We start from the raw sequence: 21,757 nt of genomic DNA on the forward strand, positions 1-21,757 counted from the left end.
TGCGCATGAGCTCTGACGCGCAGGTTTTGACGGTCGACGGCCCGCACGGTGCGCGCGAGGTGCGCCTGTCGAGCCCGAGTCGGGTGCTGTGGCCCGAACCGGGAATCACCAAGTTCGACCTCGCCCACTACATCATCGCTGTGGGTGAGGCATTCGTGCGGGCCAACGGTGATCGTCCGGTGTCGTTGCAACGCTTCAGTGGCGGCATCGACGGCGAGCAGTTCTTCTCGAAGAACCCGCCGAAGGGTGCGCCGGACTATGTGCGGGCCGTGCCGGTGGTCTACCCGAGTGGGCGCACGCATCCGCAGCTCGTGATCGATGAACCGGCCGCCGCGGTCTGGGCGGTGCAGATGAACACGATCGTGTTCCACCCCTGGCCATCGCGGGCCGAACTGGCCGACAATCCCGACGAACTGCGAATCGACCTCGATCCCCAGCCCGGCACGGACTTCGCCGACACCATTCCGGTCGCCGTTGAACTGAAGAACCTGCTGGCCGAGGCCGGTCTGACCGCATTTGTGAAAACCTCCGGCAACCGAGGGCTGCACGTGTTCGCGCCGATCACCCCGACCCGCGAATTTCTCGACGTGCGGCACGCGGTCATCGCCGCGGCGCGGGAACTCGAGCGACGGATGCCCACCCAGGTCACCACGAACTGGTGGAAGGAAGAGCGCGGCGAGCGCATCTTCATTGACTACAACCAGGCCAACCGTGACCGCACCATGGCCGGCGCCTATAGCCCCCGGCCGCTGCCGCACGCACCGGTCTCCTGCCCGCTGGAGTGGGACGAATTGGCCGGCGCCAACCCGCACGCGTTCACGATTCTCACCGTGCCGACCCGTTTGCGGGAGAGGGGCGACCCGTGGGCGGCCATGCACGAGCAGCCCGGCTCGATCGACACCCTGTATTCGTGGTGGGAGCGCGACCTGGCCGACGGCCTGGGCGAGCTGCCGTTTCCGCCCGACTTTCCCAAGATGCCGGGGGAGCCTCCGCGGGTGCAGCCGAGCCGCGCTCGCCACCCCGACTAGCGGCGGGCTGCGCGGGGGCTGCGCCCGTAAGCGGGACCTGCGCCAGTGCGCGGGAGTTGCGCCTCCCGCCCACTGGCGCAACTCCAGCGCGTCGCGAGGTGCGGGAACGGCTCGCAGTCAGTTCAGAATGCGCTCGGCGGGCAGCGGGGCCTCCGGCGGGGTGCCGGTGCCGAACGGACGGCCGCCGAGGTCGGCGCGAGCGTGCGGGGCCAGCCAGGCGGCAGCATCCGGTCCCGTCGGCACGATGCCACTGGGATTGATGTCCACGTGGGTCACGTAGTAGTGCTTCTTGATCTGGTCGAAATCGATCGTGTCGCCAAAACCGGGCGTCTGGAACAGGTCGCGCGCGTAGGCCCAGAGCACCGGCATCTCGCTGAGCTTGTTGCGATTGCACTTGAAATGCCCGTGGTAGACCGCGTCGAAGCGCGCGAGCGTGGTGAACAAGCGGATGTCCGCCTCGGTGATCGTGTCGCCCACGAGATACCGCTGCCCGGCCAGACGCTCTTCCAGCCAGTCCAGCCGGGCGAACAGGGCCGTGTAAGCCCGCTCATAGGATTTCTGGCTGCCGGCGAAGCCGCACTTGTAGACGCCGTTGTTCACGTCGTGGAAGATCAGGTTGGCGACCTCGTCGATCTCGGCTCGTAAAGCTTTGGGGTAGAGGTCGGGAGCGCCTACGCGGTGGTGGGCCGTCCACTCGGTCGAAAAGTCCAGGGTGATCTGCGGGTAGTTGTTGGTGACGATCTGACCGGTCGGCACATCGACGATCGCCGGAACGGTGATGCCGCGCGGGTAGTCGGGAAAGCGGGCGAAGAAGGCCTGTTGCAGGCGCTCGATGCCAAGTACCGGGTCGAGCCCGCCCGGGTCGAGGTCGAAGGTCCAGCTGTTCTTGTCGTGGATGGGGCCGGGCAGGCCGAGCGAGATCACGCCCTCGAGGCCGAGCAGGCGGCGCACTATTGTGGTGCGATTGGCCCACGGGCAGGCACGGGCGGCGACCAGCCGGTAGCGGCCAGGTTCGACCGGCCAGCCGTCACGGCCGTCCTGCGTGATGCGGTCCTCGATGTAATTGGTGTCGCGGTCGAAATCTTTGCCGGGCTTGATGTAACTGGGGTCGAGGCTCATGCGTCCACGCTACGCGACAAGACCCTACAACTCCCCGCCGAGCTGATCCGTGATCTCGGCGTCGGTGCGCGCGTCGATGATGCCCCACATCATGTGGGTGGGGCCGCTGCTGTCGCTCGGCTCGACCCGCGGCCGGGTGGCCCAGCCGCGGGCGACGGCGGTCGCGCCAAGTTGTTCGAGTGAGGCGCTAATGCGGGTCTTGCGAATCTTGCCGGCCAAAACGCTGCCGTCCGGCGCCTGGCGCCAGCCGCGTTTGTGGGCGATCACCCGACCGATTTCTTCGTCGGTCAGCCAGCGCGAAAAGCTGCGGGTGGGCGGGGTGATAGCGATCAGCTTCATGTCCGTTACTGTACCCGCCGAGGAATTTCCTTGAACGGCGTCGACGTGTCGAGTTCCACGACCGCCGCGATCGCGGTGACCGACGCCGACGAGGTCTTGGTTGTGCTCGCTGGCGCGCGCCCGTGACGTTGGGGCAACGTGGGCGGGCTCACGACTCGTCAGATGGATCGATCCGGGCAATACTCACAGCATCACCCCGAAAAACGAAGGAGAACCAACCATGAGCAGTCGTCTCAACCCGTACCTCGGCTTTCGCGACTCCGCCCGCGAAGCAATGGACTTCTACCAGAGCGTCTTTGGCGGCGAGGTCACCCGCAGCACGTTCGGTGAATACCAGGCGAGCGAAGATCCGGCCGAGCAGAACAAGATCATGCACTCGGAACTGACGACACCGAGCGGATTCTCGCTGATGGCTTCCGACACCCCCAACAGCATGGAACTCCCCACGAGCAGCAGCGTCACCGTCTCCCTCAGCGGCGAGGATGACGCCGAACTGACCGGCTACTGGGACAAGCTCATCGAGGGCGGCGCCATCACCATGCCGCTCAACAAAGCACCATGGGGCGACAGCTTCGGCATGGTGGTCGACAAATTCGGCACGAATTGGATGGTCAACATCACCGGCGCTGTTGCCGAATCCGCAGTCGCCTCCGAGTCCGGTGACGCAACATTACGAGACGACGTCGCTCGGTGACGTTTCGGGGCGCCCGCTAATTTAATTCTGCGCGTGACGGTGTGTGTGCGCCTATGCTGAGCCCGTGATGAATGCATCGGCGACACACATCGCTCGCGACGCGAGCAACAGTTCAACTCTGCAGCTGCTGGCCCGGCTGGGATTCGCCGTGAACGGGCTGCTGCACATCCTCATCGGGTCGATCGCGATCACCGTGGCGGTCGGTGCGGGCAGCGGCTCCGCCGACCAGAGTGGGGCGCTCGCGCAACTCTCGTCGAGCCCGGGCGGCGTGTTTCTGCTCTGGACCGTCGTGGTCGGCATGTTCGCCCTGGGGCTGTGGCTGCTCGTCTCCGCCTTCGTGATGCAGGGTGAGTCCAAACGCAAGTGGTCGCGTCGTCTGGCCAACGTTGCCAAAGCCATCGTCTACATCGCCCTTGGCGCCACGGCCTTGACCTTCGCCCAGGGCGGTTCGTCCAGTTCGGCCGACAGTACCCAGAGTGCCAGTTCGTCGCTGCTGTCCTCGCCCGGCGGTGTCATCGTGCTGTTTCTGGCCGGTGTGGCCGTGCTCGGCGTCGGCGGCTATTTCATCTACAAGGGTGCAGCGCAGAAGTTCCGGTCAGACCTCGCCGTGCCGAGCGGATCGGCCGGCCGCGCTGTCATCGCCCTCGGCGTCGTCGGCTACGTCGCCAAGGGTATTGCTCTCACCGTCGTCGCGGTCCTCGCCGGCGTCGCCGCGCTCACCAACGATTCGAGCAAATCCACCGGACTCGACGGGGCGCTCAAAGCCCTCGCCGCCCTGCCGTTCGGAACGATCGCCCTGATCCTGATCGGGATCGGCCTGATCTCCTACGGCCTGTACTGCTTTGTTAGGGCCCGGCGCGCCCGGTTGTAGTCTGCGGGACGCGTGGCGGGTGTCCCAGGCGATGACGCCGCCGAGCACCACCAACGAAATCGAGAGTGAGGCGAGGGCATCCGTTGCCCAGTGGTAACCGAGATAGAGACGGCTGATCGCGGCGAGCACAATGCAGACCATAGCGATGCTGAACCCGACGACGACAGCCCGACGGCTGTGCCGTCGGGACACGATCAGGTAGGTGAGCACCAGTACGAAATCGGCCGCGCCGAGAACGTGCCCCGACGGAAACGAGAACGAGTGGTCGGGGCCGAACAGCATCAGCTCGATGGGTGGTCGGGTGCGGGCGACGAGTGGCGCCAAAATCTGAGCCAGAATGACGCCGGTCAGCATAGCAATGGCCAGCAGGAGCGGCCGCCAGACGTGCTTTCCGGTGAAGGCCCAAACCACGGTGAGCACGAGCACGATGATCGGCAGCGCCACCGGCCCGAAAACGATGGCCAAACCGATCATCAGTACCGTCAGGGTCGGCGACCGGTTGTCTACGAGCCACTCACGAACCGGAGAATCGTAGAACGACGACCGGTCCGGCTGCAGCACGTCGACGACGACGCAGGCGAACAGAATGACTCCGACGCTCACGAGCGCGATTGCCATCACGCGCAAGTGCCGCCGACCGGCCTCGGACAGCGGTCGGGGCTCGACGACGAGCTTCTCATAACGTGAGCGCCACGTCGTTGTGGGCCGGGTACCACTCATCTGCGCGTCCTTTCGGTAGTGCGGGAAAAACGTGGTCAGTGCCGGGCGACACGCTCGTCGCGTCGCAGCCGACGTTCACCGTCGAGTTTTGCTGCCAGCGGCGCCCAGACTACAACTGCAATGCCCACGCCGAGCAGCAGAGCTCCGATGGTGTCGGTCAACCAGTGCGCTCCCAGGTAGGTGCGGCTGATCATCATGGCCAGAGTGTAGGCGGCTCCGAGGGCCCAGACCCACAACCGTGGAAAGAGGAGAGCGAAAATGGTGGCCATGACGGCCGCGTTCGCCACGTGCCCCGAGGGAAACGACCCAAAGTCGACAGTCACCAGGATGTCCTGGGGGCGGGTTCGCGCGAACAGATTCTTGAGTATCTGCACGGCGCCGCCGGTGAGCATCGTCGCCGCGAGATAGAAACCGACCGCCCAATACCGCCGGGCCACAAGCAGAACGCCCACGATCAGCGCCGGGATCAGCAGCGAGGCCGTGAGCCCGAAGCCGAGGTAATTCAGCACCAGCGCGGGCCCATCCAGAACGGGTCCTCGAAGCCGGTCGATCCAGGCCAGCCAGGACCGGTCAAGGGCGAGCGACCCTGCAGCGGTGGATTCAGCGGTGCCGCGCAGCAGCACCAGACAGCCCAGGCCAAGGGTCAGGGCCAGCGCACAGAGACCGCTGATCAGCGGCCAGCGGCGCGTGACGCGTTTTGCGCGTGGTGTCGCCGAGCGTTCTGGATGTCGATCACTCACCATGGGGTAATGCTAGGTCCACCGCGCGTCATTCGGAGGCTATATCGCCCGGCACTTTGTCGGGCCGCCAGCCCCGCCAGGACGGTTGGCGCAGCCGACCGGTCGCGGTCCACTCGGCGAACTCGACCTCGGCGACGAGGGTGGGGCGCACCCAGACCGCGCTCTGGGCATCCGTTGACGGAATGTCGCTGAACGGGGTGGTCTTGCGCACGAGCCGGGTCAGCCTCGAGCGGATGTCGGCCAGGTCGCGTTCTCCGAACCCGGTGCCGACCCGACCGACGTAGCGCAAGCCCCCCTCGGTCGGGACCCCGAGCAGCAGCGAGCCGATCGCGCCGGACCGGTTGCCGCGGCCGGGGCGCCAACCGCCCACCACCACTTCCTGGGTGCGAAAATGCTTGATCTTCACCCAGTCCCTGGACCGGCGCCCGACCGTGTAGCGGCCATCCTGACGTTTGGCCATGACGCCCTCCAGGCCGAGCTGGCGGCTGGTTTGGAAGGCCTCGGCGAAGTCCCCGTCGAAACGCGGTGGTACCTGGGTGGAGCCGGTCGCGGTCACCGTGGCTTCCAATCGGTCCCGGCGCGCGGTATAGGTCAGCCCGGTGAGTGAGTGGCCGTTCAGTTCGAGCAGGTCGAAGAGCATCAGCTGCGCCGGGGCCTTCCTGGCCGCCGAGGCGACCTCACGGGCCTCGGTGAGTTTCATCCGCGTCTGCAGCAGGCCGAAATCGGGGCGTCCGCGTTTGTCGACGGCCACGATCTCGCCGTCGAGCACCGCGCTGTCCAGAACCGCGGCATCCGTTTCTGGTGTCTCTGTTCCTGGCGCCAGTGCCGCGAGCAGGTCGACCACGAGGTCCGGGTAGGACGCGGTCACATCGTGGCCGTTGCGCGTGACCAGGCGAACGCTCTGCTCGGCGAGCGACACATACGCGAGCGCGCGCATGCCGTCCCACTTCATTTCGAACGCCCACTCGTCGGCTCCGAGATCGACGCCGAGGTCCGTTTCGGAACCGGCGGCGGCGAGCATGGGGGAGTAGGCGTTCTTCGGCGGCGGGGGAGTGATCTCGGCTGCGGGGCCGCTGGAGGGTCGAGCGTTCGTGCGTGAGGCGCCCGAGGCCCCGCCGCTGGGTTTCATGCGGTGGATCAGCCAGTTGTTCGCTGGCTTGCTGCCGTGATTGTCGCTCGTACGAATCAAGGCAAACCGGGCGGTGCCGCCGAGCCCGGCGTCCGGCTCTCCGTGCAGGGTCACGATCACTTCGTCGTCCCGCCACTTTTCGAGGTCGTACACCCCGCGGTCCCAGATCGAGACGTCGCCCGCACCATATTCTCCGACCGGAATATTTCCCTCGAAGCTGCCGTACTCGAGCGGATGATCCTCCACCTGTACCGCGAGCCGGTTCTGTGTTGGCGTCACGGGCACGCCGCGGGGCAGCGCCCACGACACGAGCACCCCGTCGTGTTCGAGCCGAAAATCCCAGTGGAGGCTGCGGGCGTGGTGCTCCTGAATGACGAACGACGTGCCAGCGGATGCCGCGGCGGGGGAGGCCGGAACCGGCTCGGGCGTCTTCGTGGCGTCCCGCTTGCCGCGGTACACCGTCAGCCGGTCCGGCGTGACGAGCGCCGGGGCTGAGCCTTGGTTCGGTACACCGGCGTCATTCGCAGCGTGCTCGAATGACCCTGCCGTGAGCAGGGCAAGCGGATCCTCCCGGCGTTTCAGGCGGGCGAGCACCTGCTTGTAGTCAAGCTGCTCAAGCTCGGCCGAAGCCAGCTCCTTCCAGGTGCGCGGGGTCGCGACCATCGGGTGGCTGCGCCCGCGAAGCGAATAGGGCGTGATCGTGGTCTTCGCGGCGCTGTTCTGGCTCCAGTCCACGAACACCTTGCCGGGGCGCACGCTCTTCTTCATGTCGCTCACCACCAGGTCGCGGTGGTCGGCTTCGAGCGCCCGCGCCAGCTCGTGCGCCACGGCCGAAACCTGGTCGGAGGTGTACGACAGGTCGAGGGCCGCATACAAGTGGATGCCCTTGCTCCCGCTGGTCACCGGCATCGGCTCCAGCCCCATGTGCTGCAGAATCACCCGGGCGAACCGCGCCACCTCGGCGCACTCGAGCAATCCCACCCCGTCACCGGGATCGAGGTCGAGCACCAGCCGGTCGGGATTGCGCGGCGTTCCGGTGCGGCCGAACTGCCACTGCGGCACGTGGATCTCAAGGGCGCTCATCTGCCCGAGCCAGGTGAGGGTGGCGAGGTCGTTCACGAGCGGATAGGTGTTCACATGGTCCTTATGCGTAATCGCGTGCCGTTTCACCCAGCTCGGCGTCGACGGTTCCAGATTCTTCTGGAAGAACATTGGTCCGGGATTCTCGGTGGTGCCGATGCCGTGCACCCAGCGTTTGCGGGTGGCCGGGCGGTTCGCGGCGTGAGGGATGAGCACGTCGGCGACCGCAGCGTAGTAGGCCAGCACATCGGCTTTGGTGGTGCCCGTTTCCGGGTACAAGACCTTGTCCAGGTGAGTGAGCGTGATGCGGTGGCCCTCAACGGAAGCCACCTGTCTGCTGGCGTTCATGCGTCAACTGTGCCGCGGAAACCATGGGTCTACTAGGCGACGAATGTCTCATTCGGGTGTGTACTGGTCGCATGAGAAGCATCTGGACCGGTGCGATCACCTTCGGGCTCGTCAATGTGCCCGTCAAGGTGTACAGCGCCACCGAAGACCATGACGTCGCCCTGCACCAGGTGCACGATGCCGATGGGGGACGCATCCGCTACCAGCGACGGTGTGAGATTTGCGCCAAGGTTGTTCCCTACGACCATATCGACAAGGCTTTCGACGACGGCGAGCAGACCGTGGTACTCACCGCCGAGGACTTCGCGTCGCTGCCGGCAGAGCACAGCAAGGAAATCGACGTGGTCGAGTTCGTACCGAGCGACCAGATCGACCCGATCATGCTCGACAAGAGCTACTTTCTCGAACCCGACGGCAAATCTGCCAAGGCCTACGTGCTGCTGCGGCGCACGCTCGAGGCCACTGATCGCACCGCGATCGTGCACTTCGCGCTGCGGCAGAAGACCCGACTCGGCGCACTGCGCGTGCACGGGGACGTGCTCATGCTGCAATCTCTGCTCTGGGACGACGAAGTACGTGAGGCCAAATTTGCGTCCCTCGACGAGCGGGTGAACGTCAGCGCGAAGGAACTGGACATGTCTGCCGCGTTGGTCGAGTCGTTCGCGGCCGATTTCGCACCGGATGCCTTCAATGACGACTATCAGGATGAGTTGCGCGCCCTGATCGAGGCGAAGCTGAAAAGCGGCGATGCCGTGTCGACCGAGGTGACGTTCGGTGAGACGCCGGACGAGGGCGAGGGCGGCGAGGTGCTCGACCTCATGGAGGCCCTGCGTCGCAGCGTCGAGGCCAGTCGTGACCGGGCCAAGCCCAAGCCGAAGCCGGCAGCGAAGCAGGCCCGCTCAGCCTCCTGACGCGGCCGGCCCGTCTCGTGGCACGTGCGGGGGAAGTCAGCCCGTGTTCCAACCACGGCCAGCTTCTCAACCTCCTGCCGCGAGCACTCCTTTCCAGACCACGAGCACGAGCCCGATCGCCGTCAGCAGCACGGCCAGAACGTTGAGAACACTCACGCCCACCGCTCCGATGGCCACGAGCGGAGTGCTCTGCCCGATGGTGAGGGACAGTTTGATGCCCTCGGCGATGATCGCCAGCGCCAGCCCGAACAGTGCCAGGCGCCCATCGCTGAGGTACGAAGCCAGTGCAGACGCAGCTGGCGCGGGGTACCGACGCTGAGCCTGGCCCTGACGGTTTCGCGCCCGCTGGGTCCCCAGGTACCGGAGGCCACAAAGGCCTCGTTCGACTGGCCGTACTCCCGCTGGGTGGCGCGCAGAAAATCGACGCGACCACCCACCCAAGGATTCTCGGCGCGCAACCACAGGGTGGCCGTGCCGTCGAGCTGTGCCTCGAGCCGGACAATATTTCGACCCAAGGATGAGTGAAGCGGGCATCTACTGTGCGCGCGGTTGAACAGTGTGACGCCGATGATCGAGGGCGGGAGTGCGCACGCGCGCCTGCCGCACCAGATCGGGATCGACGTCGATGGTGACCAGGTCTGGCTCCGGGCCGAGCTCGGCGAGCACCCGACCGGCAGGATCGGAGAGCAGGCTGCGCCCGATCGAGATCGGCGGGCACTGCGACACGGCGCCGACGAAGTACGAGTTCTCGATGGCTCGCGCCTGGGCGAGAACACGCCATTGTTCGGCCTTGCCTGGCCCGGGAACCCAGGAGGAACAGACCAGAACGAGGTCGGCGCCGGCGTCGGCCAGCTCGCGGCCGAGTTCAGGAAAACGTAGGTCGTAGCAGGTCATCAGGCCGACTCGCAGCCGCTCGCCCGACCGCCCCACAACCTCACACACCACCGGGCTCAGGTCGGTCGCCGGGGCGATCCACTCGGACTCTCGAAAGCCGTAGGAGTCGAACAGGTGCATCTTGCGGTACCGCGTCTGGAGTACTCCGTCGGGGCCGAGAACCACGATGGTGTTGTACGGGCGTGCGCCGTGGTCGTTGGTTTCGACGATTCCCGCGACGAGGGTGATGCGAAGCGACCGCGCGGTCGCCGCGAGCGCAGCCACGAACGGCCCGGTCACCGGCTGTGCGATGACCGCGAAGGTGGCATCGACCATCTTCTTTTCGTACATGGCGTATTCCGGAAACACGACGAGGTCGGCACCATCAGCGGCTGCACGCTGAGCGCCCTGCTGAAGCAGCGTCAGATTGCGGTCGACGTCCGTGCCGGACGCGATCTGGGCGAGGGTGACTCTCACACTCACGCTCACCCTGCCTCCCGCGTGCCGGTCACGCCTGTCTCGCCAGCCTAAACGCTGCCAGCCCGAGCGCCGTCAGCGGGTCTCGGTGACGAGAGCAGCGTCATCCGCTTCGACGTAGTCCATTTCGGGCGGCGGACGGCGGAAGCCGCGCGTGAGTACACCGAGCACGATGACGCCGACGGCGAGCCAGCTCAGGCCAAGCACGATGGCGTTCGCATCGAGGCGGGTGAGCAGGTAGAGCGTGATGAGGCCGCCGATCAGCGGAAGGACGAAGTAGAACACGGGATTGAGGTGGTTGCCCTCCCGGCGCTGGCGCACGAAGTAGAAGATGACGGCCAGGTTGACCATGGTGAACGCGACGAAGGCCCCGAAGTTGATGAACGAGGTCGAGGTGGCGACATCAAGGAAGATCGCGATGAAACCGACCACGCCGATGATGACCAGGTTGAACACCGGTGAGCGAAAGCGCTTGCTGACCTCGCCGAAGATACGGCGCGGGAGCACACCGTCGCGCCCCATGGCGAACAGCAGGCGGGAGGCTGCGGACTGGGCGGCGAGGCCGGAGGCGAACTGGGCGATGACGAGGCCGGCCAGGAACACGGCGCCGAACACGTTGCCGCCGATCTGCATGGCGATGTCGAACGCGGCCGAGGACGAGTCGGTGAAGACTCCGCCCGGGCGTACGAGCTGGGTCGTGTAGGAGACCAGCACGAAGATGGCCCCGCCGATGAGGGCGACCAGCAGGATGGCCCGCGGTACCGTCTTGCGCGGGTTGATGGTCTCCTCGGTGAAGGTCGTGACGGCGTCAAAACCGAGGAAGGAGTAGGCGGCGATCGCCGCGCCGGCGGTGATGCCCGCGAAGGTGGAGGTGGGGTTGGCGAACGGCGACCAGTCGATCAGGCCGCCGGCGCCCTGGCTGGCGACGATCGACGCGATCGACAGCGCCACGAAGGCGCCGATGACGAGCACCTGAAATGCCATGAGCAGAAAGTTGGCCTTGTCGGCAACCTTGATGCCGAGAATGTTCAGCAGGGTCGTGATCACGACGAAGCCGATGATCCAGGCCCAGGCCGGCACCCCGGGAAACTGGGCTTCGAGGTAGGCGGCACCGATGAGCCAGATCACCATGGGCAGAAAGAGGTAGTCGAGCAGCACGGCCCAGCCGACGAGAAAACCCACCCGGGAGTCGACGGTGCGCCGCACATACGTGTAGGCGGAGCCGGCTACCGGGTAGGCGGCGGCCATGCGTCCGTAGCTCGATGCGGTGAACAGCATCGCCACGAGAGCAACAAGGTAGGCGGAGCCGCTCGCACCCCCGGTCGTTTCGGCGACGACGCCGAAGATGCCGAGCACGATCAGCGGTGTCATGTAGGCCAGGCCGAACAATACGAGGGAGCGCAGGCCGAGGGTGCGCGCGAGGGCGGGAGTGCCGGTCATGTCAGGAGTCCGTTTCCAGGGAAGTGGCGAAGATGGGGGCGGGTTGCGGGGTCCAACGGTGTGGATCGATGTGTCCGGCGTAGAGCGGCAGGGCGAGGGGCGCGTCGGTGGGCAGGAACTGCTCCCACATGCGATTGGTCCCGGCCGTGCCGTATTCACGCGCCCGAGTGACCTGGTCGAGGTCGAGGGTGTAGGCGAGCACGACAGCGGCGGAGTCGGTTGATTCAGCCAGGGTGGCCCCCTCCGGGTCGACGATGAGACTGCGGCCCTCGCCGAGGGGTCCGGCGCAGTTCACGCTCACGGTGAAGGTTTGGTTGACGATGGAATTGGCTCGGGCGAGCACGACTTCCTGGGCGCGGTCGGGGGTAGTGGTCTTGACGATGTTGAGCACGACCTCGGCGCCCATCCAGGCGAGGTGCCGCGTCACCTCGGGAAACCAGGCGTCGTAGCAGATCGACAGCCCGAACCGGCCGAGGCCGGGGGCATCGAACACGACGAAACGGTCGCCGGGTTCGTAGGGCTCGTAGGGTCGCCACGGAAAGATCTTGCGATAGCTCGCCACGAGCGCACCCTCGGGGGAGAACACCACGGCCGTATTGAACAGCTCGCCGCCAGGCCCACGTTCACAGATGCTCCCCGGCAACAACCAGACGCTCGCCGAGCGGGCGATCGCCCCGAGCCCCCTGACCAGCTCACCATCCAGCGGCACAGCGGATGCCCGCAACGCGTCGTTGCGCTGCTCCAGGCTCCGGGGTGGTTCGGTTTCACTGCCGAAGAGGTGCAACTCGGGAAACACCACGAACTGTGCGCTCGGGTCCTCGTCGAGGACGCGCCGGAGCTCGGCCGCGAAATCGTCCAGCGACGCTCCGAGGGCATGTGGCGCTGCCTGAACGGCAATGATGCGCACTTCTCGTGGCATGGTGACTCCTTCGATCTGGACAACCGTGTCTGCAAGAAATAAAATAGATCATAATGATCGTTTTTGTCTAGTCCGAGGCTCTACTTCGGGGCGGGAAGCTACTGTAGGTGCGTGATGGTTGATGCAAAAGACACCAGGGGGGCGGTGACCGCCCTCGCCAACCCTGCGGTCTCTGGCATTACCCGGCTGAGCGCCACCGACACCGTGCGTGCCCGCATCGCCCTCGCCATTGAGCTTGGACTCATGGTGGTGGGGGAGCAGCTGCCGTCCGAACATGATGTGGCAGCCGCTCTCGGGGTCAGCGAGATCACGGCCCGCCGGGCCTTGAAAAGCCTCGCCGATGAGGGTGTACTGGCCCGCAAGCGCGGACGCAACGGGGGAACCTTCGTGGCCGACCCTGGGGCATCCGCTTCGGTCGCGCCGATTACCGCCTACCTGGCCGATGCTGCCGACGTGCACCGGCTCATCGATGAGCGGGTGCTGCTCGAGTGCGCGCTCGTGCACCACACGTCCTTGAACATCACGGCCGGGCAACTCGACGCGCTCGACGAGGCGGTGGCGAAGGCGGCGGCGGCGCAGAATTGGACCGACTACCACGCGGCCGATGTGCAATTCCACCTCGGCGTGGCCGCGGCCAGCGGGCTGGACTGGGCGCTACCGCAGTACGCTGCCGCACTGAACGGACTGTATCGGTATTTTCTGCCCTACCCGGTGAGCTACCTGCACGGCGTAAACCGTGAGCATGCCCGCCTGGTGGCAGCCCTGCGCGAGCACGACCCGGTGGCCGCCGTGGACATCATCCGGCAGCACGTGTCGGTGCTGCACGAATCCATGTTCGTCGGGCTCGCCCAGGATTAGTCCACACTCAGTGGTGACACGTGCCATTTCAGACCTCACTATCTCAGCAACTGCGCTGTTCACCTGACGATCCAACTATACCCACTGGGGTATTTACCGCTGGTGTGTTCCGCTTCCTGGTGGTGACCGGCCCGTAAGATTGCACGGTGCCCCACTCTGCTGAAACCCCCGCCACGCCCGGAGCGTTGGAACGAATCATCGCCACCCAGGTGCGCAAATACCGCACCGAGAGCGGTTTGTCCTCCGCGGACCTGGCGCTGCGTACCGGTATGTCCAAGGCCATGATCTCCAAGGTGGAGAGCGCGAGTACGTCCTGCTCCCTCACCACGCTGCAGCGCCTGGCCGAGGGGCTGAAAGTTCCGGTCACGGCGTTGTTCCGCGGCGCCGACACGGACCGTGACGCCACCTTCACCAAGAGCGGCGAGGGTAGCCTGAGCGTGCGTAGCGGCACCCAACACGGCCACGAGTACCGGGTGCTCGGCTCGCTCAAGGGCCGCACCGACGCCATCGAGCCGACCCTGGTCACGCTCACCGACGCCTCGGACATCTTTCCGCTGTTCCAGCATGCCGGCACCGAATTTCTCTACCTGCTGACCGGCAAGATGGTCTACGGGCACGGTGCCTACGAGTACACGATGGTACCCGGCGACTCCTTGTTGCTCGACGGCGAGGGCCCGCATGGCCCGCTGCAACTGCTTGAACTGCCCATCACCTTTCTGGCGATCACGGCCAAGTAGCTCAGGTCCCCAGCAGCCAGGCGGATGCCGCGGCCCGATACCGATCGATGCCCTTGTATTCGGCCATATCCGGCGGGAGTTCGGCTAACACCTGGCCGAGTCGCTGCCGCCAGGCGGGAACGGTCGCGAGCTCGGTGAGCGAGACAAGGTAGCTGCGCACCAGAAAGAGCACGGCACCGGTGCGTGGCAGACGGATGAGGTGCTGCACCTCGACCCGCAGGTGTAGCCGATCGGGCAGGGTCGGGTCGAGGAGCACCAGGCGGCGGTCGGCGCCCCACTCGGGGTAACTGTCGGTGGAGGTGTCCAGGCGGCGATCCACGGTCATGGTCCAGTTGGTGCGCCGAAATTTGTCGCCCGGCTGCAGTCGCAGTAGGAACTGTTCGGCCCGGCTGACGATGCGTTCTTCGTGCACGCGGGGGACCGGCCCGTGAATCTCGGTGAAGCGCATGCCGACGTCGAAGCCGAGACACCAGTCGGCGGCAAAGGTGACCAGGCCGGCATCCAGCCAGAGGGCGCCGTCGCGCGCGTCGAGCAGCGCGATGTCGTCCTGGACCTGACCGCCGATGAATACCAGCGGGTCCATGCCGAGCGAGGAATCATCGCCGATCACGAAGTCGAGCTGAAGCCCCAGCAGGTCGTTACGCCAGGAGCAGTGGAGCCCGTCGCGCTGAAAGGCCATCACCTCGGGATAGTCCGTGGCCATGATCGGCAGGAGCGTCTCGATCACGTCCCAGACCGCGGTGCGCATGTGAGACAGGGCCTGGCAGCGCGACGGATCGCGCGCGAGGATCTCGGCCCGCTCGGCCAGGTCGCTGCGGTAGTCGCCGTCGATGTCGATGATGTTCTCGCCCCAGTGGCCGGCATCGGTGTCGACCCGCCCGGGCGCCGGCTCGACGTTGGCGCTGTAGCGGTAGCTGTCGGACGAGAAAGGAAACGGCAGGTGCCGGGCGCGTTCGACGATGCCGTCGCCGAACGCCGTGGCACGGGGCGGCGCCGTGTCGGTAAAGGGTGCAGGTGTCATAGATCCAGCTCCAGTTCATTGTCGTGGCCGCGCGAGACGCAACACATCATGCTGGCGTTGTCGGCTTTCTCGTCGTCGCTCAGATAGAGGTCTCGGTGTTCTGGACGGCCACGGAGCACGGGCACGATGCACTCGCCGCAAATTCCGCTGCGGCACATGTTCGGCACCCCGTGATCGGCGCCCTCCAGGGCTTCGAGCAGCGACACCCCGGCGGGTACGTCGACGTTCACGTCGCTTCGTGCCAGGTGCACCCGAAATGGTTCGCCCGGGCCTAGATCGGCGGCAGCGAACGCCTCGGAGTGCAGCCTTGAGGCGGGCCAGCCGGCATCCGCTGCCGCCTGCAGCACGCTCGCGCTGAACCCGGCAGGCCCGCAGACGTAGAGGTGCGTGCCCAGCGGCTGGCTGCTCAGGTGCTCAGCGAGCACGACGGCGAATCGTTCGCGGCTCGTGCTCTCCACCAGCGCGGCGCCGGCCAGGGCCCGTGCCTCGTCGAGGTGGGCGGCGGCGCCGGGACGGTAGCGATACAGCAGGGTCGTCGGGCGTTGCCATTCCCCGCCGGCCTTGAGGTGCGAGATCATCGGGGTGATGCCGATTCCGGCGGCGATCAGCAGGTGTCGCCTGGCCGTGGTGACCGGCGCGAAGGCACTGCGCGGGGCAGACACGCGGACTGTGTCGCCGACAGTGAGGGCATGCAGGGCCAGGGAGCCGCCGGCGCCGTCCGGCTGGCGCAGTACCGAGATGGTGTAGTCGCTCGGATTGCTGCCGGATCCGGTGAGGGAATACGAGTTGGTGCGCCCGCCACGGTGCACCACGATATGACTGCCCGCCACATAGGCGGGCAGCAGGCCGCCGTCGGCCGCCTCAAACGCCAGAGAGCGGATATCAGGGGCCGCCACGGTCACATCGCGCACGACGAGGTCGAGCAGGGCGGAGCTCACGGCGCCGCCTCGGCATTGACAATCTCGGCGTTGACCATGAACCCCAGGTAGGCGGTACTGCGCCGGGAGAAGTGGTGATAGATCAGCAGGGAACGGTCGCACCCGAGACAGGACACGACGCCGCCGACGGGATTTCCGGTCTCGGTCACCGTCTTGCAGTGGGCGCAGTGCACCCGACGACTGCTGCGGTCGGTGACGCAGAGTGCGATCTCCTCGTCGAGGGCTCCGCGGGCGAGTGCCTCGGAACGGGCCTGGTAGACATCCGTTTCGGGGCCGGCAATAAGCAGCCGAAACCCCACGTGCACGGTTGCGAGGAGGGTGCCGAGATGGGTGAGGGTTGGCGTGTCGGCGCTCGGCGCGGTAAATTCCCGCCAGAGCGCGGCCGGGGCGCTGGTGCGCGGCCAGGCTATGCGGGCCGCAGCGGGTGCGGCCGGTCCGAAGCAGTAGACGATGCACTCGCGGGCCGCGACGAGCACGCTGGTGGTGCCAGCAGTGCTCGTCGCGGCCCGGGGAACGCTCGTGTTGGTCGCGAGCACGGTGTTGGTAGCGAACACGGCGTTGGCGGCGGTCATGTTTGTTCTGACCGGCCTAGGGTGCGAAAGAGCGGTGTCCGACGTAGTATCCGAGCGCGTAGTCGAGCGTCTCGAACTTGACCGTGGTGCCCTTGGGAAAGAACAGTACGTCCCGGGCGACGGCGTGCGTGACCTCCCCGGTGGCCTGGTCGGTCAGGATGAACTCGCCCTCGACGACGACCTTCATCTCGTCGTAGGTGTACTCGTAGATCAGCGGCTCTGAAGCCGTGAGCTCGAAGAAGCCGCAGGAGATCGCGGCCCCGGCCGGGTTGGCCAGGGCGTCGCCGATGAAGGCCTCCGACCCCGGTGTGTTCATGCTCGGCAGGTTGAGGAAGGCGCCTTCGACCTTGTGGATCGAGCCGGCCTTGGTGAGCGTGCCGTTGAGGGTTGTGGTCATCGTGGTCTCCTTGTTGCGGTCGTGCAGTGGGTCGTGCAGGCGGTGAATTTGCTTACCCAATGATTACTCGCAGTAAATCCAAATCTGGTTTCCAAAATGTTAAATGCACGTTTCGTCTGGTTGGGCAGCCCCGTTCGGGTCAGTGCCGAAGATCGACGCGGCGATTTTACGTGCGTGAAACATCGGTCGGGTTTATTGCCGGTAAACATAGTTGCACCACAGTAACCACAGCACAGTCGACGCCTCAGGTCGTCACCGATTGATTGGAGAAGCCGTGCCCACGCCCAGCAGCGCGTACGTCCACCCACCGGCCCGCAGCCTGCCGCTCTGGCCCGCCGGCCACCTCGACACCAGCGCGCGTTCGCACCTCATCGTGCGCATCGGCGGGCGGGCCGAGACCGACCTGGCGCACGAACGGCTGCGCCAGGCGCAGCAGCTCGCGCCGACCACCCTTCTGGCTTTTGCCGCCCTCGGACCGACCGAGGCTGCCACTCTGAACGCGGCGTACCGCAGCGCCCGCGTCGGGCTGCGCGTTCTCATCATCGGCGGTCAGTTCGACGTGTTCCAGGCGCTCGCCGCGGCCCGCGGCGCTGGACTGTTGCCGCCGGAACTCCGCTGCATCCTCACCCACACCCGTGACCTCCCCATGTTCTGTGCGCACTGCCGGGCCACCAGCCGGGTCGAAGCCACACCCGGCGCCATCGTCTCGTGCCCGAGCTGCCGGCGCACCCTGGAAATTCACGAACACACCTCGGAGGTCCGCGGCAGCTTCCTCGCCTCGCAGGCCGCTGCCACGAACGACCTGGCGCAGGCAGCATGACGGTTATCAGCCCTGCTCCGGCGCGCACGTTGGATCCGCGCAAACCGGGCCACCAGCATCCGTCCTTCGATACCGGCGTGCGATCGCTCGTGGTGACCGCGGTGCTCCAGCTCACCGCGGCGATCGTGCACATCGTGTTCGAAGACCCGGCCGGGGGCATGCTCGCCGCGTATGAGCCCGGTAGTCACCTCATCGTGCAGGCCGGTCCGGTGCGCAACACCTATTCTCTGGTCGATGACGGCGTCAATCCGAACCGCTACGCGATCTCCGTGCTGCGGCGCAACGGCACTGCTGAATCGGCCGGTTCGGGCGGGTCGGCCTGGCTGCACGAGAACGTTCGAGTCGGCCAGCGGGTAGAAATCGAAGGACCGCGATCGCTGTTCGCGCCGGTCACGACCGAGCGCAAAGCACTGCTCGTCGCGGGGGGAATCGGGGTCACGCCGATTCTCTCGCACGCCCGCGCGGCCGCACGATGGGGGCGCCCCGCCGAGGTGATCTACAGCTACCGACCGGGCTCTGGCGCGCACCTCGCCGACCTGCGCGCGCTTGCCGCGACCGGGGCGATCACCCTGTTCGAAGTGCACAACAGAACGGATGCCGCCGCTCTGCTCGCCGAGCGCCTCGCCACCCAGCCGATGGGCACCCACGCCTACGCCTGCGGACCGCCCGAACTCGTCGACAGCTATCTGTTGCTCGGCGAAGCGGCCGGATGGCCCCCCGACCGCCTGCACTCCGAACGTTTCGAGGTGCCGCCGCAGGACCCCGGCCTGCCGTTCACCGCCATCATCGCCTCGACCGGCGCGCGCCTGGCGGTGCCGGCCGGCGTCAGCCTGCTCCAGACGCTGCTCGAGAACGGCCACGATGTGGCCAACCTCTGCCGCCAGGGGGTGTGCGGCGAATGCCGTATTCCGGTGCGATCCGGACAGATCGAACACCGCGACCACGTACTCTCCGAGCGGGAGAAAGCCGATAACACCACCATGCTCTGCTGCGTCTCGCGCGGCGCTGAAATCGAGGTAGACCTGTGACGATCACCGACCCCAATACGAGCGTGGCCCAACCATTCAGCCACACGATTAATTTGCCCTGGCCGTTTCCCGACGACCTCACGGCGTTTCGCTACTCGGTCAACGTGGAGCCGGCCCGGGTGATGCGCACAACGGCCGGAGGATCCTGGGGCACCCATATCGTCGACCTCACCAATGCCGACTACCCGCAGGTGATGGCCGAGCGCCGCCGCATCCTCGACGCCGATCCCGGCCGCACCCAGATTCTTGACGGCATGATGCCGGCCTGCTGGGACATCCTCGTCTACTACCTGCGAGACCTCGCCCTCTCGTATCCGCTCAGCTGTCACCTCGCGGAGAACGGTGACCGATTCCACTGGCGCAACGATCTGCTCGGCACCGATCAGGTTTTTGTGCTGGGCGACCTCACCACCCTGCCGTACGATCCGCTGAGTTTTCTCGGCCGAGAGATTCCCGACGATCTGCTCCTGGTGAAGGAACGCGACGGGCAATTGTTCTTCGACGCCGGCCTCGTGACCTTTGCCGCAGCCTGGTCGGTGAGCTTTGACGTTGGGATGAATTTTCGGGAGATCCACGGTCCGGTGCCCCGCTTCACCGGTGAGGGGCTCACGAGCCGGGCCGAGCAGTTCCTCATGCACCTGCCCACCGATTCCGTCTACCGGCGCGTCAACTGGACCCTCTCGGCCTCCGGCTCGCGCAAACTCGACGTCAGCCTCGAAGAACTCCCGGAATGGGGCGGCGACATGCCGCGCCTGGTGCGCGACCGTGACTTCGGCAACGTGCAGCTGCGCATCGAGCTGGAGCATTTCATGCGCCTGCCGATGTCGGGTGCGATCACCTTCTGCATCCGCACCTTCATGGCCTCGTTCGCCGAGATCAAGGCCATTCCCGTCTGGCGCGACCAACTGGCCCAGGTGCTCACCGAACTCCCCGAGGACCTCGCCAGCTACAAGGGGTTCATCGGCCACCGCACTGAGGCCGTCGCCTGGCTGCTCGCCTAGCAGCGCCGCGCCACCCGCAGCATCCATTCGCCACACCACTAGCAACAGGAGAACCCCTATGCCCGCCGCAGACCTCGCCTGGCTCCTCGCCGCATTCGCCCTCGTGTCCCTCATGTTTCCCGGGCTCGCCATGTTCTACGGAGGCATGCTCGGCAGCAAGAACGTGCTCAACATGATCATGATGGTTATGAGCTCACTCGCTGTCACGAGCGTGCTGTACGTGCTGTACGGCTACAGCATGGTCTCGGGAAACTCCCTCGGAGGCCTCGGAATCATCGGGGACCCGCTGGAATTCTTCGGACTCCAGAGCTTCGTAGCGGATGCCGCCAGCGGCGGCGCCGAGGGCCTGTACTGGGCGGCATTCTTCATTCTGTTCGCCGCGATCACCATCGCGATCGTGGCCAGCGGCGCGGCCGGGCGCATGAAATTCGGCGCCTGGATCCTGTTCTCCGGGCTCTGGCTCACCCTGGTCTATTTTCCCCTCGCCCACCAGGTCTTCACCTTCACCGACGAGGAGAGCGGCTATGTCGGCGGCTGGCTGCGCAACGTCGTCGAACTGCACGACTTCGCCGGCGGCACCGCCGTGCACATGAACGCCGGCGTCGCCGCACTCGCCCTCGCCCTGGTGCTCGGCAAGAGCAAGGGCGGACACCGCCCGCACAACCTGCCGCTCGTCGTACTCGGGGCCGGCATCCTCTGGTTCGGTTGGTACGGCTTCAACGGCGGATCCGCCGCCGGCGCGAACTTTCTCGCCCAGTATGTCGTGCTCACCTCGTTGCTGGCCGGTTCGGCCGGCATGATCGGCTTCGCACTCGTCGAGAAGATTCGCACGGGTCGTGCCACGACGCTCGGCATGGCCTCCGGTGCTATCGCCGGGCTCGTCGGCATCACTCCCTCGGCCGACGCCGTCAACCCGGTCGGGGCCCTGCTCGTTGGCCTGTTCAGCGGCGGCGTCGTCTGCCTGGCCCTGAAATGGAAGACCAGGCTGGGTATCGATGACACCCTGGACGCCTTCGCTGTGCACGGCGTCGGCGGTGTGGTCGGAGTGATCTGCGTCGTGCTGTTCGCCGCCGGCGACGCCCCAGCCGGCATCACCGGCATCCTCTTCGGGGGCAGCTGGGATATCGTCTGGCGCGAACTGGTGGCTATCACGGTCACCTGCGTCTATTCGTTCACGGTGACCTACGCCATCGCCTGGACGCTGAACAAAACCATCGGGCTGCGCGTGTCCGAAGAAGAAGAATACGTGGGCCTCGACGTCAGCTACCACGCAGAAACGGCCTATGATTCCGGCCGCGTCTAACACCACCCCACCGCACCTCACACCTAAGGACTCAAGATGAAACTCATCACCGCGATCATTCAGCCGCACCGCCAGGGCGCCGTGCACGATGCCCTCATCGGCGTGCACGTGAACGGCCTCACCGTCACCGAGGTGAGCGGCTATGGATCCCAGAAAGGCCACTCGGAGATCTACCGCGGCGCCGAATACACCGTCGCCTTCCGGCCCAAGGTGCGCATCGACGTGATCGTCAGCGACGAAGACCTCGAGTCCACGATCCAGACCATCGTCGCCGCGGCCTGCACCGGCAAGATCGGAGATGGCAAGGTCTGGGCCACCGACGTGACCGACGTCGTGCGGGTGCGCACCGGCGAGCGCGGTCCCGCCGCCGTCTAGACGGCGGTTCAAGCCGGGG

General features: G+C 66.2%; 23 protein-coding genes and 1 pseudogene. 12 read left to right on the forward strand and 12 right to left on the reverse strand.

Annotated elements, in window-relative coordinates; genetic code table 11:
• Positions 1-5: 5 nt before the first annotated feature.
• The gene (gene ligD, locus E3O06_RS14600) at positions 6-1,028 is read left to right on the forward strand and encodes a non-homologous end-joining DNA ligase (RefSeq protein ID WP_134504114.1); all 1,023 of its coding nucleotides are present in this window, start codon (positions 6-8) and stop codon (positions 1,026-1,028) included.
• A gap of 117 nt (positions 1,029-1,145) precedes the next feature.
• Here the strand turns inward: ligD and E3O06_RS14605 are convergent, their stop codons facing one another.
• Together E3O06_RS14605 and E3O06_RS14610 are read right to left on the reverse strand one after the other, a co-directional pair.
• On the reverse strand, positions 1,146-2,147 hold the full coding sequence (locus E3O06_RS14605) for a glutathione S-transferase family protein (protein ID WP_134504115.1): 1,002 nt from the start codon (positions 2,145-2,147) through the stop codon (positions 1,146-1,148).
• 24 nt (positions 2,148-2,171) lie between these two features.
• Complete coding sequence (locus E3O06_RS14610; protein WP_134504116.1) at positions 2,172-2,486, reverse strand: hypothetical protein; 315 nt, start codon at positions 2,484-2,486, stop codon at positions 2,172-2,174.
• A 30-nt stretch (positions 2,487-2,516) separates the two neighbouring features.
• On the opposite strand from E3O06_RS14610, the gene E3O06_RS18110 reads away from it, so the two are divergent.
• The 3 genes from E3O06_RS18110 to E3O06_RS14620 all read left to right on the forward strand — a co-directional run bounded on the left by E3O06_RS18110 (position 2,517) and on the right by E3O06_RS14620 (position 4,051).
• The gene (locus tag E3O06_RS18110) at positions 2,517-2,612 is read left to right on the forward strand and encodes a carbohydrate-binding domain-containing protein (protein WP_166788225.1); all 96 of its coding nucleotides are present in this window, start codon (positions 2,517-2,519) and stop codon (positions 2,610-2,612) included.
• Between the two features lie 94 nt (positions 2,613-2,706).
• Positions 2,707-3,180: a VOC family protein gene (locus E3O06_RS14615; RefSeq protein ID WP_134504117.1), complete on the forward strand. Its 474-nt coding sequence runs from the start codon at positions 2,707-2,709 to the stop codon at positions 3,178-3,180.
• 67 nt (positions 3,181-3,247) lie between these two features.
• Positions 3,248-4,051, forward strand: a complete 804-nt coding sequence (locus tag E3O06_RS14620) for a DUF1206 domain-containing protein (RefSeq protein WP_134504323.1) — start codon at positions 3,248-3,250, stop codon at positions 4,049-4,051.
• A 33-nt stretch (positions 4,052-4,084) separates the two neighbouring features.
• On the opposite strand, the pseudogene E3O06_RS18320 reads toward E3O06_RS14620, so the two are convergent.
• The 3 genes and pseudogenes from E3O06_RS18320 to E3O06_RS14635 form a co-directional block, all read right to left on the reverse strand.
• Positions 4,085-4,771, reverse strand: a pseudogene (locus E3O06_RS18320) (phosphatase PAP2 family protein); the annotation flags it as partial.
• Between the two features lie 35 nt (positions 4,772-4,806).
• Positions 4,807-5,514: a phosphatase PAP2 family protein gene (locus E3O06_RS14630; protein WP_134504118.1), complete on the reverse strand. Its 708-nt coding sequence runs from the start codon at positions 5,512-5,514 to the stop codon at positions 4,807-4,809.
• A gap of 25 nt (positions 5,515-5,539) precedes the next feature.
• Complete coding sequence (locus tag E3O06_RS14635) at positions 5,540-8,068, reverse strand: ATP-dependent DNA ligase (RefSeq protein WP_134504119.1); 2,529 nt, start codon at positions 8,066-8,068, stop codon at positions 5,540-5,542.
• Between the two features lie 71 nt (positions 8,069-8,139).
• Between E3O06_RS14635 and ku the strand changes: the two genes are divergently transcribed.
• A complete protein-coding gene (ku, locus tag E3O06_RS14640) occupies positions 8,140-8,979 on the forward strand; it encodes a non-homologous end joining protein Ku (RefSeq protein ID WP_134504120.1) in 840 nt (279 codons plus the stop codon).
• Between the two features lie 534 nt (positions 8,980-9,513).
• On the opposite strand, the gene E3O06_RS14645 is transcribed toward ku, so the two are convergent.
• The 3 genes from E3O06_RS14645 to E3O06_RS14655 all read right to left on the reverse strand — a co-directional run bounded on the left by E3O06_RS14645 (position 9,514) and on the right by E3O06_RS14655 (position 12,688).
• Positions 9,514-10,335, reverse strand: a complete 822-nt coding sequence (locus E3O06_RS14645) for a carbon-nitrogen hydrolase family protein (protein WP_166788226.1) — start codon at positions 10,333-10,335, stop codon at positions 9,514-9,516.
• Between the two features lie 69 nt (positions 10,336-10,404).
• The gene (locus E3O06_RS14650; protein ID WP_134504122.1) at positions 10,405-11,769 is read right to left on the reverse strand and encodes an APC family permease; all 1,365 of its coding nucleotides are present in this window, start codon (positions 11,767-11,769) and stop codon (positions 10,405-10,407) included.
• 1 nt (position 11,770) lies between these two features.
• Positions 11,771-12,688 carry a carbon-nitrogen hydrolase family protein gene (locus tag E3O06_RS14655; protein WP_134504123.1) on the reverse strand — a complete coding sequence of 306 codons (918 nt, stop codon included), beginning with the start codon at positions 12,686-12,688 and terminating at the stop codon, positions 11,771-11,773.
• 114 nt (positions 12,689-12,802) lie between these two features.
• Between E3O06_RS14655 and E3O06_RS14660 the strand changes: the two genes are divergently transcribed.
• Positions 12,803-13,546 carry a FadR/GntR family transcriptional regulator gene (locus tag E3O06_RS14660; protein ID WP_134504124.1) on the forward strand — a complete coding sequence of 248 codons (744 nt, stop codon included), beginning with the start codon at positions 12,803-12,805 and terminating at the stop codon, positions 13,544-13,546.
• 146 nt (positions 13,547-13,692) lie between these two features.
• Entirely contained in the window at positions 13,693-14,283 is a 591-nt protein-coding gene (locus E3O06_RS14665; protein ID WP_134504125.1) for a helix-turn-helix domain-containing protein, read from the forward strand.
• 1 nt (position 14,284) lies between these two features.
• Here E3O06_RS14665 and E3O06_RS14670 read toward each other — a convergent pair whose 3' ends face one another.
• Genes E3O06_RS14670 through E3O06_RS14685 form a run of 4 tightly spaced genes read right to left on the reverse strand, consistent with a single transcriptional unit; the run spans position 14,285 to position 17,211 of the window.
• The gene (locus E3O06_RS14670) at positions 14,285-15,304 is read right to left on the reverse strand and encodes a heme-dependent oxidative N-demethylase family protein (RefSeq protein WP_134504126.1); all 1,020 of its coding nucleotides are present in this window, start codon (positions 15,302-15,304) and stop codon (positions 14,285-14,287) included.
• Complete coding sequence (locus E3O06_RS14675; protein WP_174843241.1) at positions 15,301-16,242, reverse strand: PDR/VanB family oxidoreductase; 942 nt, start codon at positions 16,240-16,242, stop codon at positions 15,301-15,303. The genes E3O06_RS14670 and E3O06_RS14675 overlap by 4 nt, the downstream gene beginning before the upstream one ends.
• Positions 16,239-16,814 (reverse strand): dimethylamine monooxygenase subunit DmmA family protein, encoded by a 576-nt coding sequence (locus tag E3O06_RS14680; protein WP_134504128.1) that lies wholly within the window; start codon positions 16,812-16,814, stop codon positions 16,239-16,241. The genes E3O06_RS14675 and E3O06_RS14680 overlap by 4 nt, the downstream gene beginning before the upstream one ends.
• A 16-nt stretch (positions 16,815-16,830) precedes the next feature.
• Positions 16,831-17,211, reverse strand: coding sequence for a cupin domain-containing protein (locus E3O06_RS14685; RefSeq protein WP_134504129.1), 381 nt, complete (start codon positions 17,209-17,211; stop codon positions 16,831-16,833).
• Positions 17,212-17,485: 274 nt separating this feature from the next.
• Here E3O06_RS14685 and E3O06_RS14690 point away from each other — a divergent pair, with 274 nt between their 5' ends.
• Genes E3O06_RS14690 through E3O06_RS14710 form a run of 5 tightly spaced genes read left to right on the forward strand, consistent with a single transcriptional unit; the run spans position 17,486 to position 21,738 of the window.
• Positions 17,486-18,031: a dimethylamine monooxygenase subunit DmmA family protein gene (locus E3O06_RS14690; RefSeq protein WP_134504130.1), complete on the forward strand. Its 546-nt coding sequence runs from the start codon at positions 17,486-17,488 to the stop codon at positions 18,029-18,031.
• On the forward strand, positions 18,028-19,059 hold the full coding sequence (locus E3O06_RS14695) for a PDR/VanB family oxidoreductase (protein WP_134504131.1): 1,032 nt from the start codon (positions 18,028-18,030) through the stop codon (positions 19,057-19,059). The genes E3O06_RS14690 and E3O06_RS14695 overlap by 4 nt, the downstream gene beginning before the upstream one ends.
• A complete protein-coding gene (locus E3O06_RS14700; RefSeq protein WP_241980236.1) occupies positions 19,056-20,060 on the forward strand; it encodes a heme-dependent oxidative N-demethylase family protein in 1,005 nt (334 codons plus the stop codon). Before E3O06_RS14695 ends, E3O06_RS14700 begins: the two co-directional genes overlap by 4 nt.
• 58 nt (positions 20,061-20,118) lie before the next feature.
• Positions 20,119-21,363 (forward strand): ammonium transporter, encoded by a 1,245-nt coding sequence (locus tag E3O06_RS14705; protein WP_134504132.1) that lies wholly within the window; start codon positions 20,119-20,121, stop codon positions 21,361-21,363.
• Positions 21,364-21,399: 36 nt separating this feature from the next.
• The gene (locus E3O06_RS14710; protein WP_134504133.1) at positions 21,400-21,738 is read left to right on the forward strand and encodes a P-II family nitrogen regulator; all 339 of its coding nucleotides are present in this window, start codon (positions 21,400-21,402) and stop codon (positions 21,736-21,738) included.
• The last annotated feature ends 19 nt before the right edge of the window (positions 21,739-21,757 follow it).

Origin of the sequence: Cryobacterium glaciale (assembly GCF_004402535.1) — a bacterium.
Taxonomy (GTDB): domain Bacteria; phylum Actinomycetota; class Actinomycetes; order Actinomycetales; family Microbacteriaceae; genus Cryobacterium; species Cryobacterium glaciale.

Coding starts and splice junctions, on each gene's coding strand:
- E3O06_RS14695 (WP_134504131.1), top strand. CDS start 18,028: ATGACGGTTATCAGCCCTGCTCCGGCGCGCACGTTGGATCCGCGCAAA.
- ku (WP_134504120.1), top strand. CDS start 8,140: ATGAGAAGCATCTGGACCGGTGCGATCACCTTCGGGCTCGTCAATGTG.
- ligD (WP_134504114.1), top strand. CDS start 6: ATGAGCTCTGACGCGCAGGTTTTGACGGTCGACGGCCCGCACGGTGCG.
- E3O06_RS14710 (WP_134504133.1), top strand. CDS start 21,400: ATGAAACTCATCACCGCGATCATTCAGCCGCACCGCCAGGGCGCCGTG.
- E3O06_RS14705 (WP_134504132.1), top strand. CDS start 20,119: ATGCCCGCCGCAGACCTCGCCTGGCTCCTCGCCGCATTCGCCCTCGTG.
- E3O06_RS14655 (WP_134504123.1), bottom strand. CDS start 12,688: ATGCCACGAGAAGTGCGCATCATTGCCGTTCAGGCAGCGCCACATGCC.
- E3O06_RS14660 (WP_134504124.1), top strand. CDS start 12,803: ATGGTTGATGCAAAAGACACCAGGGGGGCGGTGACCGCCCTCGCCAAC.
- E3O06_RS14615 (WP_134504117.1), top strand. CDS start 2,707: ATGAGCAGTCGTCTCAACCCGTACCTCGGCTTTCGCGACTCCGCCCGC.
- E3O06_RS14685 (WP_134504129.1), bottom strand. CDS start 17,211: ATGACCACAACCCTCAACGGCACGCTCACCAAGGCCGGCTCGATCCAC.
- E3O06_RS14635 (WP_134504119.1), bottom strand. CDS start 8,068: ATGAACGCCAGCAGACAGGTGGCTTCCGTTGAGGGCCACCGCATCACG.
- E3O06_RS14650 (WP_134504122.1), bottom strand. CDS start 11,769: ATGACCGGCACTCCCGCCCTCGCGCGCACCCTCGGCCTGCGCTCCCTC.
- E3O06_RS14620 (WP_134504323.1), top strand. CDS start 3,248: ATGAATGCATCGGCGACACACATCGCTCGCGACGCGAGCAACAGTTCA.
- E3O06_RS14605 (WP_134504115.1), bottom strand. CDS start 2,147: ATGAGCCTCGACCCCAGTTACATCAAGCCCGGCAAAGATTTCGACCGC.
- E3O06_RS14670 (WP_134504126.1), bottom strand. CDS start 15,304: ATGACACCTGCACCCTTTACCGACACGGCGCCGCCCCGTGCCACGGCG.
- E3O06_RS14630 (WP_134504118.1), bottom strand. CDS start 5,514: ATGGTGAGTGATCGACATCCAGAACGCTCGGCGACACCACGCGCAAAA.
- E3O06_RS14680 (WP_134504128.1), bottom strand. CDS start 16,814: ATGACCGCCGCCAACGCCGTGTTCGCTACCAACACCGTGCTCGCGACC.
- E3O06_RS14610 (WP_134504116.1), bottom strand. CDS start 2,486: ATGAAGCTGATCGCTATCACCCCGCCCACCCGCAGCTTTTCGCGCTGG.